We start from the raw sequence: 14,013 nt of genomic DNA on the forward strand, positions 1-14,013 counted from the left end.
GTTTCGCCATGTCTCAGCACATCAAACACGGCTGCGACCATATCTTCTTTATCGGCTTTTTGGGCGCGGGCAAGTCGACGCTTGCGCGCAACGTGGGCACTATGTTCAAGCGTCGATTCATCGATACCGATCGTTTGGTTGTGCGTCGATGCGGCAAGTCGGTGACCGAGATATTTGAGACCGAGGGCGAGGATCGGTTTCGCGAGCTCGAGACCTCGGCACTCCGTTCGCTTCAAAGCGAGCGCAGCCTGCTGGTATCGTGCGGGGGTGGCATCGTCGAGACGCCGGTGAACATTGAGCTGATGCACGAGATGGGTACGTGCGTGTACCTCGAAGGCGACTTTGAGGACTCGTTGCGCCAGATTCGCCGCTCCGATACCCGACCCGATTTCCGCTCGCCCGAGCATGCTGCGCGCCTGTTTGAGCATCGCCGTCCTTTGTATCGCGAGGCCGCCGATATTACCCTTGATATTCGCAACAAGTCCTTCGAGGACGTTTCCTACCTTTGTGCCGAGATGCTTTTGGAGCGTGGGCTGCTATGATTCGCCGTCAACTGATCAATTTCCAAAACCGCAGCGTCGATGTCCGTGTCGGATTGGGCGCGTTCGAGGAGCTGTCGCGCATGTTTGCCTCGGCTGTGGGCAAGCCTAAGCGCGCGATGGTGGTTTGGAACGACGCCACATCCGAGCGTTTTGGCGAGGTTGTTGAGCATGCGCTGGTCGACGCCGGCTTTGCCGTGTCGCTGCTCGTCCTCGAGGTTTCGTCTGCCGGTGCTACGCTGGTCGATGCCGATGCCGTCTTTGGCGCCCTGTCGGCCAACGGCATTACCTGCGACGATCTCGTTGTCGCTGTCGGCGACACGGCGACCTGCTCGGTCGTTTGCTGGTGCGCCGATCAGTGGTGCGGTCGCACCGAGTGCGCCTTGCTGCCGACGACGTTCGACGCCATGCTCACGGTCGCGACGACCATGAAGCCGCTCGTCGACTCGTCGGCGAATGCGCTTCCCGCTATCGCGTTCCGTCCCGAGCCGGGCCTGGTCGTGTGTGACCTCGACCTTGTTCGCGCGGCGGACCCCGAGGACCTTAAGCTCGGTTATGCGGTACTTGTTGGCACCATGCTTTCGAGCAGCAAGTCCCGCTGGAATCAGTTTACTGAGACCGTCCCCGAGATTCTCTCGGGCGAGGAGGTTGCGCTCGTCAATGCCGTTCAGTGGTCTCAGACTGCCCGCAAGGACGTACTGATGGCCACGAACCCGAGCGCCCGCCATGCGCTCGATTTTGGCAAGACGGGGGAGCGCACCCTGCGCGCCTGCTTGGGCGATGCCGCTTCGCCGGTGCCTGCCTACCAGCTGTTGTCCGAGGGCATGCGCTTTGAGGCGCGCCTAGCCCATGATGCCTGCGACTTCGATATCGATTACGTCTTTGAGGTCGATGACTGCCTGGAGGACTTTGGTATCGAGGAGCTTGCCTTTGATCTGGAGCCTGCCGCATATATCGAGGAGTTCCGCAGGCAGCAGTTTGCCCGCTCGAACCGCAGCATGTTGCCGCTGCCCGCGGCACTCGGCGCCATTCGTCTAACGAGCGTTGAGGACGAGGTTCTTGAGCGCCATGCTCACGCCTACTTGGCTTCTCGCAAAGAACTTCTCTAAGATTTATTGACATCCATCGTCTTTCGTATCATGTTGAGGGGCGGGTTTCAATCGGTCGTGGATCACATGCGATTCCGTCGTTCGGTTGAGACCCGTCCCGCACTTTTAGAGACAACAAGAAAGGAATCTGCATGTCAGAGTTTGCTGCCGGCCCTGCCGGTCGTATCGAGCGTGTCCGTGTCCTGATGGCTGAGCGCGGCTACGACGCTATCGTGGTTCGTGACGAGGCCAATCTTCGTTGGCTTACGGGCGTGAAGGGCGTCTTTGATTACACCTTCGAGTTCCCGCACGCGGCGTTTATTACGGCTGGCCAGTGCCTGTTCCATACCGACTCGCGCTACCTCAACAGCTTTGAGGAGAACACGCCCGCCGGCAGCCCCTGGGTCTACGACATGGACGAGGGCACCATCCCCGGTTGGGTCGCCGGCAAGATCGCGGCCAACAAGTGCCGCGTCTGCGCTGTCGAGGACGACATGCAGATCAACTTCTACCAGGGTATTCAGCGTGGCCTGGAGGATCGTTCTGTAGCCTGCATGCTGCCGCTGATGCATGACGACATTCGCAAGATGCGCGCCATCAAGGACGCCGAGGAGATCGAGCTCATGCGCCATGCGCAGTCGATCACCGACGCCGCCTTCCAGCATATGCTCGGCTTTATTAAGCCCGGTATGACCGAGAAGCAGGTTCGCAACGAGCTCGAGAACTTTATGTTCGCCAACGGCGCCGACAGCCTGGCCTTCGGCTCCATCGTGGCGAGCGGCCCCAACACCGCCAACCCGCATGCCGTCCCGAGTGATCGCGTAATCGAGAAGGGCGACTTCGTCCTCATGGATTACGGCGCGGGCTACTGCGACTACCGCTCCGACATGACTCGTACCGTCGTGATGGGCGAGCCCACCCAGGAGCAGCTCGACTTGTACGCGCTCGTACGCCGCACCCACGAGGAGTGCGTCGCCGCTATCCATCCGGGCGTCGAGGGCAACGACATTTTCAAGCTTTCCAAGAAGATCATCGGCGATGCCGGCTATGGCGATTACTACAACCATGGTCTGGGCCACGGCGTCGGTATCGACATCCACGAGCTGCCCAACTTCAACCGCAGCAAGAATATCATCGAGGTTGGCTCGGTTATCACCATGGAGCCCGGCGTCTACCTGCCCGGCGTGGGCGGCGTGCGCCTGGAGGACTACGGCGTGGTCACCGAGAACGGCTACGAGCCCTTCACCAAGACGCCGCATGACCTCCACGTCATCGATTGCTAGCTCATTTCGATAGATTTTGGGGCGGGACGTCCGGATCGATTCGGACGCCCCGCATTCTCTTTTTATGCGCTCGCTGCAGGCGCCGTCTGCAAGTGTATAATTTTGGTCGTATGTAATTTGGACGCTTGTGCGTTCTGCCCATAACAAGAAAGGTCGATATGCCTACCATTTCTACCGCCGACTTCAAGAACGGCCTCGGTCTCCGCATTAAGGACAAGGTCTACACCATCGTCGAGTTCCAGCATGTCAAGCCGGGCAAGGGCGGCGCATTTGTGCGCTACAAGACCCGCGACATCAAGAGCGGCCGCGTCGTCGAGAACACCTGCAACGCCGGCACCAAGTTCGAGAGCGTCATGCTCACCACCCGTGAGTTCCAGTACCTCTACAACGACGGCACCGACTACATCTTCATGGACAACGAGTCCTATGAGCAGGTTCCCGTTCCCGAGGACATGGTGGGCGAGAACTCCAAGTGGCTGCGCGAGAACGACATCTGCCAGCTGCTCTTCGCCGACGATGAGCTCATGGGCGTAACCCCGCCGATGTTCATCGAGACCACCATCGTCCAGACCGACCCGGGCTTTAAGGGCGACACCGTCCAGGGTTCCACCAAGCCGGCCACGATCGACACCGGCGCTGTCATCCAGGTCCCCATGTACCTCAACGAGGGCGAGGTCATCAAGGTTGACACCCGCGACGGCAAGTTCGTCTCCCGCGTCTAGCAACCAACTCTTCTAGGAGGACTCATGCCCCAGGAAATCAAGATTGACGGCATCGGCATTTCGCCCGATGTTCTGACCGCCATCGTCTCGCGCGCCGTGTCGGATGTCGAGGGCATCGCCTCCGTTGGCGTCAAGGACCTTGCCACCAACCTTGTCTCCATGATGCTCTCGTCCAAGGCCCCGGCTTCCGAGCCGGCGGTCGAGGCCGAGGTCGTCGGCGACAAGCTCGCACTCACCGTGCGTGTCGTGGTGTTCTTTGGCTATCCGTTCAAGAAACTCGCCGAGGTCGTTCGCGCAGCCGTGGTCGCCGCCATCGATGCCCAGGTGGGCGTCGAGGTCGAGCGCGTTGACGTTTGCATCGACGGCCTCGTTTTCCCCAAGGAGTAACCTTTGAGCCTTAAGGTTTATCGCGGGCGCACGCTTGCCCGCAGTCAGGCGCTGCAGCTGCTGTTCCAGGCCGAGGCCACGGACAGTCCGCTCGAGCGCGTCCTCGAGGGCGATTTCCTGATCTCGAAGGGTCCCCTCGACCCCTATGCGCTGGAGCTTTGTCGCGGTGCCTACGAGCATATCGATCGCATCGACTGTGCCCTGCGCGCCGTCGCCAAGAACTGGGATCTTATGCGCATGCCCGGCGCCGACCGCAACCTGCTGCGTATCGCCGTCTACGAGATGCGCTTCCTCACCGACGAGGAGGTCTCGGACGCTATTGTTATCAACGAGGCCGTCGAAATCGCTAAGGCTTATGGCACCGACCAGTCCGCATCGTTTGTCAACGGCGTGCTGGGCAAGATCGCTCGCAGCGAGGAGCTGCCGGGTGAGGATTTGTACCAAGAGCTGCTGGCCGAGGATCGCGCTCGCGAGGAGGCACAGGCTGCCGAGGCGGCCGCCAAGGTCGCTGCCGCTCAGGCTGCCGCCGGTGTACTTGCCGAGGATCCGGACGCTGCTGAGGCCGTCGAGGCCGACTCCGTCGAGGAGTAGCCATGCCAGAGGGTTCCGTCCGCAACTTCGATGAGATCTCGGATCGCCTGGACCAGATCATCGCCACCGTTCGCTCCAAGGATACGTCCCTGGAGCGTTCGCTCGATTTGTTTGACGAGGCGATTGAGCTTGGTTCCCGTGCGGTCGATATGGTCGACAAGTTTGAGCTGACGCCGCGTGAGGCCGACAAGCTCGAGCAGGAATACGATGAGGATGCGGCAAACGAGTCCCAAGATAGACAGGCTGCATCCCCGGATACGAATGGTTGATGGCATTCATGAAACGCGTGCGTCTCGATGACGAACTGATTTCACAGGGCATCTGCGCCGATCGCGCGGATGCCCTTCGCACTCTTATGGCCGGCTTGGTCTCGAGCGGCGGTGAGCGTTTGACCTCTCCGGGGCTTAAGGTGATGCCGGGCCTGCCACTGCACGTTAAGGGGCGCATTCCGTACGTTGGGCGCGGCGGCCTTAAGCTTGAGGGTGCGCTCGATGCGTTTTGTATCGATCCCACGGGCCTTGCCTGCCTGGACGTAGGCTGCTCTACCGGCGGCTTTACCGATTGCCTGCTCAAGCGCGGTGCCGCGACTGTTGTCTCGGTCGACGTGGGCCGTGCTCAGTTCGACTGGTTGCTTCGCCAGGACGATCGCGTGACGCTGCACGAGCGCACGAATGTGACGCAGCTGCCCGAGCTCGGCTACGGCGACGCAATCGACCTGGCCGTGTGCGACGTGTCGTTTACGAGCATCGCGAACATCATCGACGCCGTGCTGGCGTGCCTGACGCCGACGGGGTCGTTCTGCACGCTCGTGAAGCCGCAGTTTGAGGCTCCGGCGGCGCTGGTGGGCGAGGGCGGTATCGTGACAGATCCTGTTGTCCGCCACGATACGCTCGTGGCGGCTATTGAGCTCTTTGCCGCCAAGGGCCTGTTCCCGCTTGACGTGTGCGTGTCGCCCATCCATGGCGCCAAGGGCAACGTGGAGTTTTTCCTGTACGGCACGAGGTTTGCCCCCAGCGAGCGCTCCGATGACGAGTTGCAATCCCAGGTATCGGCTTTGAGCGAGAAAGCTGCAACGCTATGAAGGTCTTTCTGGTTCCCAATTACTACAAGCAAGAGGCGGTCGAGAGCGGCCTGATGCTCGAGCTTTGGCTGACGCGCCAAGGCTACGAGGTCGCATGGGCGGCCGACCAGCGCTCCAAGATCCAGAGTACGCCCGACGTGGATGGTGCCGATCTTGTCATCACGCTCGGCGGCGACGGCACGTTGCTTCGTGCAGCCCGTATCCTCAACTACCGCGAGATTCCTATTCTTGGTCTTTCCTATGGTCACTTGGGCTTTTTGACGGCGGCCAGTCCCGAGGAACGCGATATTTTGCAGGTTGTGAGCGATGCCCTGTCCGGTGAGCTCCACGTGAGTCGTCGCGCCACGATCGCTGCAGACATCGTTTCTGTGCGCGAGGACGGCACCAAGGATGTCGTGCGTTCTTTTGCCCTCAACGACATGGCGCTCACACGTGGGCCCTTGTCCGATATGGTCGAGTTCGACATTACCGTGTCGGGCCACCATATCGATCGCTTGCGCGGCGATGGTGTGGTCGTGTCTACGGCAACTGGTTCCACGGGCTATGCCCTCAGTGCCGGCGGCCCTATCGTGAGCCCCGATTACACGGGTATGGTTTGCGTGCCCATCGCGCCGCACACCATTCAAGCTCGCGCTTTCTTGACTTCGCCAAGCGATGTCGTCGAGATTTTTATGTCTGACGACCGACCGAGTGTGCCGGCTATTGCCATCGACGGGCAGTTTATTACCTGCGATGGCACCGTCGAGAGCGTAGCCGTGCGTCGCGGTCCCGGCGATGTGCTGCTGCTCGACTATGGCCCTGAGAGCTTCTACAACTCGGTAAGCCGCGTGTTCTACGGAGTTCGCCATGATCGATGAGCTGCAGGTTTCAAACATTGCGCTCATTCGCGAGGCGACGCTGGTGCCCAGCGCGGGCCTAACTGTCCTGACCGGCGAGACCGGCGCCGGCAAGACTGCGCTGCTCTCGGCGCTTAAGCTCATTTTGGGCGAGCGCGCGGATTCTTCGACCGTGCGCGAGGGCGAGGCGCTTGCGAGCGTCGAGGCGCGCTTGTTCGATGGCCCGCACGACACGGAGGGCTTCACCGTGCAGCGCAGCCTTTCTGCCGAAGGCCGCAGCCGCGTCAAGATTGATGGTCGCATTGCCAGCGTGCGCGAGCTTTCCGAGCGCGTCGGCGTGATGATGGATCTGTGCGGCCAGCACGAGCATCAGCGCCTGCTCGATCCGGCACATCATGTTGCCATGGTCGATGCCTGGGCTGGTCGCTCTGCGCTCGAGGCGCTGGAAAAGTACCGTGCCTGCTTTAGGGCGTCGCGTGCGGCTGCCAAGGAGGTCCGTCGCGTAGAGGAGGCGTCGCGTGCGCAGGGGAGTCGCGTCGAGGAGGCGCGCTTCGCCCTGGAGCGTATCGCTGAGGTCGACCCTAAGCCGGGTGAGTATGAGGAGCTCGAGGAGCTGCTGCCGCGCTCAGAGCATGCCGAGGTGCTGGTGGCCACGGCTAACGAAGCCCATGCATCGATTGCCGCCGAAGGGGGAGCGCTCGATGCCGTGAACAGCGCCGTGGCCGAGCTTTCACGCATGACGACCGTTGACCGCAAGCTAGGCGACATCGCCGATGCCCTTTCGGATGCCTGCATCTCACTCGAGGATTGCGCCAACGAGTTGCGTGCCTATCGCGATGGGGTCGCCTTCGATCCGCGCGAGCTGGCTCGTATGCGCGAGCGCTATTCCGACCTCAAGGGTCTGCTGCGTCAGTGGGGTCCCACCATGGACGACGTGTTTGCCATGCGCGATCGCTCGCAAGAGCTGTTGTCGCTGGTAGACGATGGTGATGAGCAGATCAAGAAGGCGCGCGAAGCGCTTGGCGCGGCGGAGCGCGAACTTTTCGCCGCTGCCAAGGCGCTTAAGCGTGCACGCAATACGGCAGCCCCGCGTTTTTGTCACGAGGTGGGTCGTCAGATGGCACGCCTGGAGATGGGCGGTGCTGAGCTGGTCTGGGAGTCCCGCGATCTTCCTCGCGCTGAGTGGACACCCGCGGGTCCTTCGAGCTATGAGCTGCTATATCGCAGCGGCGCGGGTCTCACGCCGCGTCCTTTGCGCCGCATTGCCTCGGGCGGCGAGCTCAGCCGCGTTATGCTGGCGAGCAAGGTTGTTTTGGGTAATGCCGATGGTGTCGATACGCTGGTGTTTGACGAGGTCGATGCTGGTGTCGGCGGCTCTACGGCTCGTGCTCTTGCTAGTGTGCTGGCCGATCTTGCCGCCACGCATCAGGTCATCGTCGTGACGCACCTGGCGCAGGTTGCGGTCATGGCTGACAAACATTACGTGGTCAGTAAAGAGCCCGGCGATGTTCCCCAGACGCACCTGGACGAGGTGACTGGGGACGCCCGTACCGCAGAGATCGCTCGCATGCTGAGCGGCGATCAGTCCGAGGCAAGCTTGGCCCACGCAAAGCAGATGCTCGAAGAAGTTCGAGGCTAGGTCGTATCAGCGGTGTTGGTGGGACAAAATAGACTGAAATTTTTTGTCCCACTACGCGTTTTACTCAACGACCTTGTCCGGCTGGATGAGCTCCTCGTAGTAGCTGATATGTTCGCGAGCGTCTTCAATCTCGGGCAGCAGGAAGTTGTAGATAACTTCGATGATCATCGTGGCGCTGATCTTGGAGAACGCAAAGTCACCCGTCGTCAGCAGCGCCTCGTGGTTGACGGTATTAAAAGTGTAGTCTGCCAGGCGCGCGAGTGGAGACTTGCTGTCGCTGCTGATGACGACTACGGTGGCACCGCAGTCGCGAGCTGCTTTTGCCATGCGATTCAGTCGGCGCGATTTGCCGGAGTTTGAGATGAGCACGATGACGTCACCGGGGCGCAACGTGAGTGCAAAGCCGATTGATGTCTCGCTAATGGTGCTCGCCATGCAGCGCAGGCCCAGCTGCGAAAACTTAAACGTCGCATCGAGCGCGACTGCGTTCGTATTGCCCACAGCCGCAAACTCAATAACCCCTGCATACTTAAGGGCATGTACAACAGCCGCCAGCGTATCGTGGTCGATCCCGTCGATGGTCGCATTAAGCTCGCTCACCTTTGCAGCCAGGATGTTCTTAAGGCTCTGCTCCATGTTGTCGAGCGAGACTTCGTCAGTCAGGCCCTCGTTGCGCTGACTCTCCAAGTCGCGCGCCAACGAAAACTGAAAGCTGCGGAAGCTGCCAAAGCCCAGCTTGCGGCAGAAGCGCGAAACCGTCGCCTCGGACGTGGCGGCGGCTCGTGAGAGCTGGGCGGCCGTCAGGCGCGGCGCCTCGGACTGGTGCTCCAATATATAGTCGACAATGCGCTGCTCGGACTCGCTGTATCCCTGGTGGGTACTAATGAGGGAAAGTGCGCTCTTGCTACTATCGGTCATGGATGGCTCCTGGTTGGCATGAAAAATGGACTCGTTTGTAATGTCATAGTATAGGGGGATTTTCAATTACAAGATACACCTTGCCGTTTCAAGTGTTGATGGTAAACTTTCATTTACCGTTTACGGTTATGAAAGAACCTTTCACCGGAGAATTGCGCCTTGTCTCTTCTCACGCGGACGGTAGGTTGGTATCTTTCAGTTGTGGAAAAGCGCGCAAGGACGCGCGTGTAGGGGAGCGCCTGCGGGCGCAGTACTCAAGAAGGAGGGACACATGGCTAAGTTTGACATCATCGCCGCCACCGGTTGCCCGACCGGTATCGCGCACACCTTCATGGCGAAGGAGGCGCTAGAGAAGGCAGCTGCCGAGCGCGGTCTGACCATTAAGGTCGAGACCCATGGCCAGGTCGGTGTCGAGAACGAGCTCACCAAGAGCGAGATCGCTGGCGCCAAGGCCGTTGTCGTCGCAGCCGATAAGGATGTCCAGGCTGAGCGTTTCGCCGGCAAGCCCATGGTTTCCGTTGGTGTTTCCAAGGCCCTGTCTGTTGAGGCCGCCGGTAAGCTGATTGACCGCGCGCTCGCCGCCAAGAGCGACGGCACGGTTGCAGCCGCTGCCGATGTCGAGGACGAGGTCGAGGAGAAGGAGTCTATCGGCCACGTCATCTATAAGCACCTTATGAACGGCGTCAGCCATATGCTGGTCTTCGTCGTTGCCGGTGGTGTTCTGACCGCCGTCTCGTTCCTGTGGGGCATTACGTCTTTCGATTCGACTGCGTCTGACTACAACAGCTTTGCTGCGATGCTCAAGATCATCGGCGGCATCGCCATGAACCTCATGGTTCCGGTGCTTTCCGCCTACATCGCCGAATCCATCGGCAAGCGTCCTGCGCTCGTCCCCGGTTTTGTTGCCGGTATGATCGCCATCCAGGGCCTGCCTGTTAACGCCGAGACCGGTATGATCGACGCCGGTGGCGCCGGCGTGGGTTTCGGCTTCCTGGGCGGCATCGTCGGCGGCTTCCTCGCCGGCTATGTCATCCTGCTGCTCGAGAAGGTCTTTGCCGGTCTGCCCAAGAACCTGGACGGCCTCAAGGCCATCTTCCTGTACCCGCTGTTCTCGACGGCTATCGTCGGCCTGGTCATGCTCGGTATTTCCGGCCCCATGGCTGCCATCAACACCGCCATGATGGACTTCCTCAAGGGCCTGTCCGCCTCTGGCGCCGTTGTCCTGGGTCTTGCCATCGGCTGCATGTGCGCCTTTGACATGGGTGGCCCGGTCAACAAGGCTGCTTACGTCACCGGTACCGCTATGCTCACCGAGGCACTGGCTGCTGGCGTTGGCACCGATACCTACAACTTCGGCACCAACTTCATGGCTGCCGTCTCCGCCGCTTGCATCGTTCCGCCGCTGATCACCACCTTCGCCGTCGTTGTCGGCAAGAAGTACTTCAGCCAGGAGGATCACGACGCCGGTATCGTCAACCTCATCCTTGGTTGCACCCACATCACCGAGGGCGCCATTCCGTTCATGACCAAGAACATCTGGCCCGTCATGCCCATCATGATGCTCGGTTCCTCTATCGCTTCGATCCTGACCATTATGTTCAACGTTCACGACCCGGCGCCTCACGGTGGCTTCCTGGTCCTGCCCGTTGTCGAGAACGGTCCGCTGTGGGTCCTCGCGATCCTCATCGGCGCTGTGGTCGGTGGCATCCTGTTCGTGGCCTTCAAGAAGTACGACTTCGAGAAGAACCAGAAGGCCGCTCCTGCAGCCAAGCCGGTTGAGGCTCCCAAGGCCGCTGCCGTCGAGGCCCCCAAGGCCGAGGCTGCCGACTTCGTGAAGGTCGAGAATGTCTTTGTCGCCGAGGACTTCGCTTCTCGTGACGAGGCTCTGAGCTTCGTTTCCAACCAGGCCGTCAAGGCCGGTATCGCCAGCGACGCCGACGCCGTCATGAACGCCTTCCTGGCCCGCGAGGCCGAGGGCACCACGGGCATGATGGAGGGCTTCGCCATCCCGCATGCCAAGTCCGACGCCATTACCGAGGCTGCCGTCATCGTCGTTAAGGACGAGTCCGGCGTGACCGGTTGGGATACCATGGACGGCGCTCCTGTCAACGTGGCCATCGCTCTGCTCATCCCTGGTGCACAGGCTGGCACCACGCACCTCAAGATCCTGTCCAAGGTTGCCGAGGCGCTCATGGACGAGGACTTCCGTGACACCGTCAAGGGTTCCACCGACGCCGCCGAGATCGCCAAGACGATCAACGCCCGCCTGGTCTAATCCCACAGTACGCGAATAACATCGCCCCCTGTAACAAAGGCGAGGACTCCCTACGGGTCCTCGCCTTTTTTTCATACCACCCGGCACTCAGGGATGTTCCTTTCCTGCCGGCACCCCGGGACACTCCTTAGTCCCCAACAGGGCATAAATAGCCCTCATCGACTGAATCACCCACGCGAACAATAATTCAGCCAGAATTCCTTTTGCACGATATTTCTTGGACGGAAGCATGTTCCCGCAGCTCGCCTGCCGGGCGGGGCGGTTAAGTTTGTCGCGAGTTCCGCACGCAAAGGAAAGCACTTAATGTGCTTTCCGTCTTGCGCAGGACTGTAGAGCAGCAAACTTAACCGCCCCGCCCGGCAGGCGAGCGGACAGCGAACGACATCTGTCCAACAATTCGTGCGAAACACAATGAAAAACCGTTTGATGTGAGTTAATATAAACAACGTCGTGAATCTGACTCCTGCCACATGCATGACAGGGGTTAAACACAAAAAAGGAGTCAACTATGGTTTCTGAGAAGGCTACCCTCGTTAATCCTCAGGGTCTGCACATGCGTCCGGCTGGTCTGTTCGCCTCCACCATGGGCAAGTACGCCTGTGACGTGACGGTCGTCACCCCCGAGAAGGAGGTCAACGGCAAGTCCCCGATGGCCCTCATGGCTGCTGGTATCCCCTGCGGCACCGAGGTCGAGGTCAAGTGCGACGGCGCCGACGAGGCCGAGGCTCTGGCTGCTGCCATCGAGCTCATCAAGAGCGGTCTTGGCGAGTAGAACTCAAACGGGTCGCATGTTGAACAACTAAGTTCATATTTGGGGGCGCAGTGACCTGTCTTAAGGTAGCTGCGCTCTTTTGTCATGGATATGGCAAAACGCTTTATCACATGACACGGAGAGAGGAATGGGAATGTATCAGGGAGTCAACGCTTCCGAGGGCATCGGTATCGGCACCGTCATGGTCGCCGTCGATCCCGACTTGACGTTTGAGCCGCACGAGGTTGCTGATTCGGCAGCAGAGAAGGAGCGCTATCAGTCCGCTCTTTCGATCTTCTGCGAGAAGACCCAGGCTCAGGCCGACCACATGAAGGAGACGGTGGGCGAGGCCGAGGCCGAGATCATGAGCGGACACATTGTCCTGGCTCAGGACCCGGGCATGACCGACGCCATCAACGCCGCCATTGACGGCGGCACCTGCGCCGAGCAGGCGCTCATGGACACCTCGACCATGTTCGAGAACATGTTCCTGTCCATGGACGACGAGATGTTCCGTCTGCGCGCGGCCGACATCGCCGACATCCGCACCGGTATTCTGGCCGAGCTGCTGGGCAAGGAGGTCGTCGACCTCTCCGTCCTGCCCGAGAATACCGTCGTTGTCGTGCACGACCTCACGCCGTCCATGACCGCCACGATCGATAAGGCCCACGTTGCCGGTATCGTCACCGAGACCGGTGGCCGCACGTCGCACTCCGCGATCATTGCGCGCGCCCTCGAGATCCCGGCTGTCCTTTCGGTTTCCAACAGCTGCACCGCGTTGCGCAACGGTATGACCGTTGTCGTCGACGGTGGCAAGGGTATCGTCGAGGCCGATCCCGACGAGGAGACGCTCGCTGCCTACACCGCCAAGGCCGAGGCCTTCGCTGCCGAGAAGGCAGCCCTCGAGGCCTTCCGTGGCAAGCCGTCCGTGACTGCCGATGGCATCAAGAAGATCATCGCCTGCAACATCGGTAACCCCGATGACGTGCCCAACGCGCTCGATCACGACGCCGAGGCTATCGGTCTGTTCCGCTCCGAGTTCCTGTTCATGGACTCTGCTGAGCTTCCTTCCGAGGAGGAGCAGTTCAACGCCTATCGTAAGGTCGCCAGCGCGCTCAAGGGTGCTCCGGTCATCATCCGCACGCTCGATGTGGGCGGCGACAAGGAGATTCCGTATCTGCACATGGTCAAGGAAGAGAACCCCTTCATGGGCTTCCGCGCCGTGCGTTACTGCCTGGCCAATCCCGACCAGTACAAGGTTCAGCTCCGCGCCCTGCTGCGCGCCAGCGCCTTTGGTGACGTCAAGATCATGATCCCGCTCGTCACCTGCGTCGAGGAGGTCGTGGCCGTCAAGGAGCTCGTCGAGCAGTGCAAGGCCGAGCTGACCGAAGAGGGTCGCAAGTTCAACGAGAACATCGAGGTCGGCATTATGGTCGAGACGCCTGCCGCCTCGCTGCTCGCTGACCGTCTGGCCGAGGTCGCCGACTTCTTCTCTATCGGCACCAACGACCTCATCGGCTACACCATGTGCGCCGACCGTGGCAACGACACCATCTCCAACCTGTACCAGGTGTACTATCCCGCCGTGCTCCGCTCGCTCAAGAACATCATCGAGAGCGGCGTGAAGGCCGGTATCATGGTCGGCATGTGCGGCGAGGCCGCTGCCGATCCGCTGCTTGAGCCGCTGCTGATCAGCTGGGGCCTGGAGGAGTTCTCGATGAGCGCTCCGTCCATCCTGCGCGCCCGCAAGACCATCAGCCAGTGGACCAAGGCCGAGTGTGACGAGCTCGCCGAGAAGGCACTCGCCTGCAACACTGCCGCCGAGGTCAAGGCGCTGCTCGAGTCTGCTGCTCGCTAATTTGGTATCAGAGGTAACCGCGTGGTTGGAATGGGCCAATCACGC

Annotated in this window: 14 protein-coding genes; 13 read left to right on the plus strand and 1 reads right to left on the minus strand. The window is 60.6% G+C overall.

Annotated features, from left to right (window positions below; all coding sequences use genetic code 11):
• Positions 1-8 precede the first annotated feature (8 nt).
• From DXD56_RS00625 to DXD56_RS00670, 10 genes are all read left to right on the plus strand, one after another.
• Positions 9-542 (plus strand): shikimate kinase, encoded by a 534-nt coding sequence (locus DXD56_RS00625; RefSeq protein ID WP_117639355.1) that lies wholly within the window; start codon positions 9-11, stop codon positions 540-542.
• Positions 539-1,648 carry a hypothetical protein gene (locus DXD56_RS00630; protein ID WP_117639357.1) on the plus strand — a complete coding sequence of 370 codons (1,110 nt, stop codon included), beginning with the start codon at positions 539-541 and terminating at the stop codon, positions 1,646-1,648. The genes DXD56_RS00625 and DXD56_RS00630 overlap by 4 nt, the downstream gene beginning before the upstream one ends.
• Positions 1,649-1,779: 131 nt before the next feature.
• Positions 1,780-2,910, plus strand: coding sequence for a Xaa-Pro peptidase family protein (locus tag DXD56_RS00635; RefSeq protein ID WP_117639359.1), 1,131 nt, complete (start codon positions 1,780-1,782; stop codon positions 2,908-2,910).
• A 158-nt stretch (positions 2,911-3,068) separates the two neighbouring features.
• Positions 3,069-3,632 (plus strand): elongation factor P, encoded by a 564-nt coding sequence (efp, locus tag DXD56_RS00640; protein ID WP_006233983.1) that lies wholly within the window; start codon positions 3,069-3,071, stop codon positions 3,630-3,632.
• Between the two features lie 24 nt (positions 3,633-3,656).
• Positions 3,657-4,019 (plus strand): Asp23/Gls24 family envelope stress response protein, encoded by a 363-nt coding sequence (locus DXD56_RS00645; RefSeq protein WP_117639361.1) that lies wholly within the window; start codon positions 3,657-3,659, stop codon positions 4,017-4,019.
• 3 nt (positions 4,020-4,022) lie between these two features.
• Positions 4,023-4,610 (plus strand): transcription antitermination factor NusB, encoded by a 588-nt coding sequence (gene nusB, locus DXD56_RS00650; protein WP_117639362.1) that lies wholly within the window; start codon positions 4,023-4,025, stop codon positions 4,608-4,610.
• 2 nt (positions 4,611-4,612) lie between these two features.
• Complete coding sequence (locus tag DXD56_RS00655) at positions 4,613-4,879, plus strand: exodeoxyribonuclease VII small subunit (protein WP_089571754.1); 267 nt, start codon at positions 4,613-4,615, stop codon at positions 4,877-4,879.
• Between the two features lie 8 nt (positions 4,880-4,887).
• On the plus strand, positions 4,888-5,691 hold the full coding sequence (locus DXD56_RS00660; RefSeq protein WP_117639500.1) for a TlyA family RNA methyltransferase: 804 nt from the start codon (positions 4,888-4,890) through the stop codon (positions 5,689-5,691).
• Positions 5,688-6,548: an NAD(+)/NADH kinase gene (locus DXD56_RS00665; RefSeq protein ID WP_117639364.1), complete on the plus strand. Its 861-nt coding sequence runs from the start codon at positions 5,688-5,690 to the stop codon at positions 6,546-6,548. The genes DXD56_RS00660 and DXD56_RS00665 overlap by 4 nt, the downstream gene beginning before the upstream one ends.
• Positions 6,538-8,166: a DNA repair protein RecN gene (locus tag DXD56_RS00670; RefSeq protein ID WP_117639366.1), complete on the plus strand. Its 1,629-nt coding sequence runs from the start codon at positions 6,538-6,540 to the stop codon at positions 8,164-8,166. Before DXD56_RS00665 ends, DXD56_RS00670 begins: the two co-directional genes overlap by 11 nt.
• Before the next feature lie 60 nt (positions 8,167-8,226).
• On the opposite strand, the gene DXD56_RS00675 is transcribed toward DXD56_RS00670, so the two are convergent.
• On the minus strand, positions 8,227-9,084 hold the full coding sequence (locus DXD56_RS00675; protein WP_117639502.1) for a MurR/RpiR family transcriptional regulator: 858 nt from the start codon (positions 9,082-9,084) through the stop codon (positions 8,227-8,229).
• Between the two features lie 271 nt (positions 9,085-9,355).
• Here DXD56_RS00675 and DXD56_RS00680 point away from each other — a divergent pair, with 271 nt between their 5' ends.
• From DXD56_RS00680 to ptsP, 3 genes are all read left to right on the plus strand, one after another.
• On the plus strand, positions 9,356-11,359 hold the full coding sequence (locus DXD56_RS00680) for a fructose-specific PTS transporter subunit EIIC (protein WP_117639368.1): 2,004 nt from the start codon (positions 9,356-9,358) through the stop codon (positions 11,357-11,359).
• Between the two features lie 508 nt (positions 11,360-11,867).
• Positions 11,868-12,131 carry an HPr family phosphocarrier protein gene (locus DXD56_RS00685; protein WP_022094575.1) on the plus strand — a complete coding sequence of 88 codons (264 nt, stop codon included), beginning with the start codon at positions 11,868-11,870 and terminating at the stop codon, positions 12,129-12,131.
• 133 nt (positions 12,132-12,264) lie between these two features.
• Complete coding sequence (gene ptsP / locus DXD56_RS00690) at positions 12,265-13,968, plus strand: phosphoenolpyruvate--protein phosphotransferase (protein WP_117639371.1); 1,704 nt, start codon at positions 12,265-12,267, stop codon at positions 13,966-13,968.
• Positions 13,969-14,013 lie beyond the last annotated feature (45 nt).

It is taken from the genome of Collinsella sp. TM06-3 (assembly GCF_003436395.1).
In the GTDB taxonomy this organism is placed as follows: Bacteria; Actinomycetota; Coriobacteriia; order Coriobacteriales; family Coriobacteriaceae; genus Collinsella.

What these genes read in the sequence shown, in the direction of transcription:
- DXD56_RS00680 (WP_117639368.1), top strand. Translation starts at nt 9,356, where the DNA reads ATGGCTAAGTTTGACATCATCGCCGCCACCGGTTGCCCGACCGGTATC.
- DXD56_RS00665 (WP_117639364.1), top strand. Translation starts at nt 5,688, where the DNA reads ATGAAGGTCTTTCTGGTTCCCAATTACTACAAGCAAGAGGCGGTCGAG.
- DXD56_RS00670 (WP_117639366.1), top strand. Translation starts at nt 6,538, where the DNA reads ATGATCGATGAGCTGCAGGTTTCAAACATTGCGCTCATTCGCGAGGCG.
- DXD56_RS00660 (WP_117639500.1), top strand. Translation starts at nt 4,888, where the DNA reads ATGAAACGCGTGCGTCTCGATGACGAACTGATTTCACAGGGCATCTGC.
- DXD56_RS00655 (WP_089571754.1), top strand. Translation starts at nt 4,613, where the DNA reads ATGCCAGAGGGTTCCGTCCGCAACTTCGATGAGATCTCGGATCGCCTG.
- DXD56_RS00685 (WP_022094575.1), top strand. Translation starts at nt 11,868, where the DNA reads ATGGTTTCTGAGAAGGCTACCCTCGTTAATCCTCAGGGTCTGCACATG.
- DXD56_RS00675 (WP_117639502.1), bottom strand. Translation starts at nt 9,084, where the DNA reads ATGACCGATAGTAGCAAGAGCGCACTTTCCCTCATTAGTACCCACCAG.
- ptsP (WP_117639371.1), top strand. Translation starts at nt 12,265, where the DNA reads ATGTATCAGGGAGTCAACGCTTCCGAGGGCATCGGTATCGGCACCGTC.
- DXD56_RS00625 (WP_117639355.1), top strand. Translation starts at nt 9, where the DNA reads ATGTCTCAGCACATCAAACACGGCTGCGACCATATCTTCTTTATCGGC.
- efp (WP_006233983.1), top strand. Translation starts at nt 3,069, where the DNA reads ATGCCTACCATTTCTACCGCCGACTTCAAGAACGGCCTCGGTCTCCGC.
- DXD56_RS00635 (WP_117639359.1), top strand. Translation starts at nt 1,780, where the DNA reads ATGTCAGAGTTTGCTGCCGGCCCTGCCGGTCGTATCGAGCGTGTCCGT.
- DXD56_RS00645 (WP_117639361.1), top strand. Translation starts at nt 3,657, where the DNA reads ATGCCCCAGGAAATCAAGATTGACGGCATCGGCATTTCGCCCGATGTT.
- DXD56_RS00630 (WP_117639357.1), top strand. Translation starts at nt 539, where the DNA reads ATGATTCGCCGTCAACTGATCAATTTCCAAAACCGCAGCGTCGATGTC.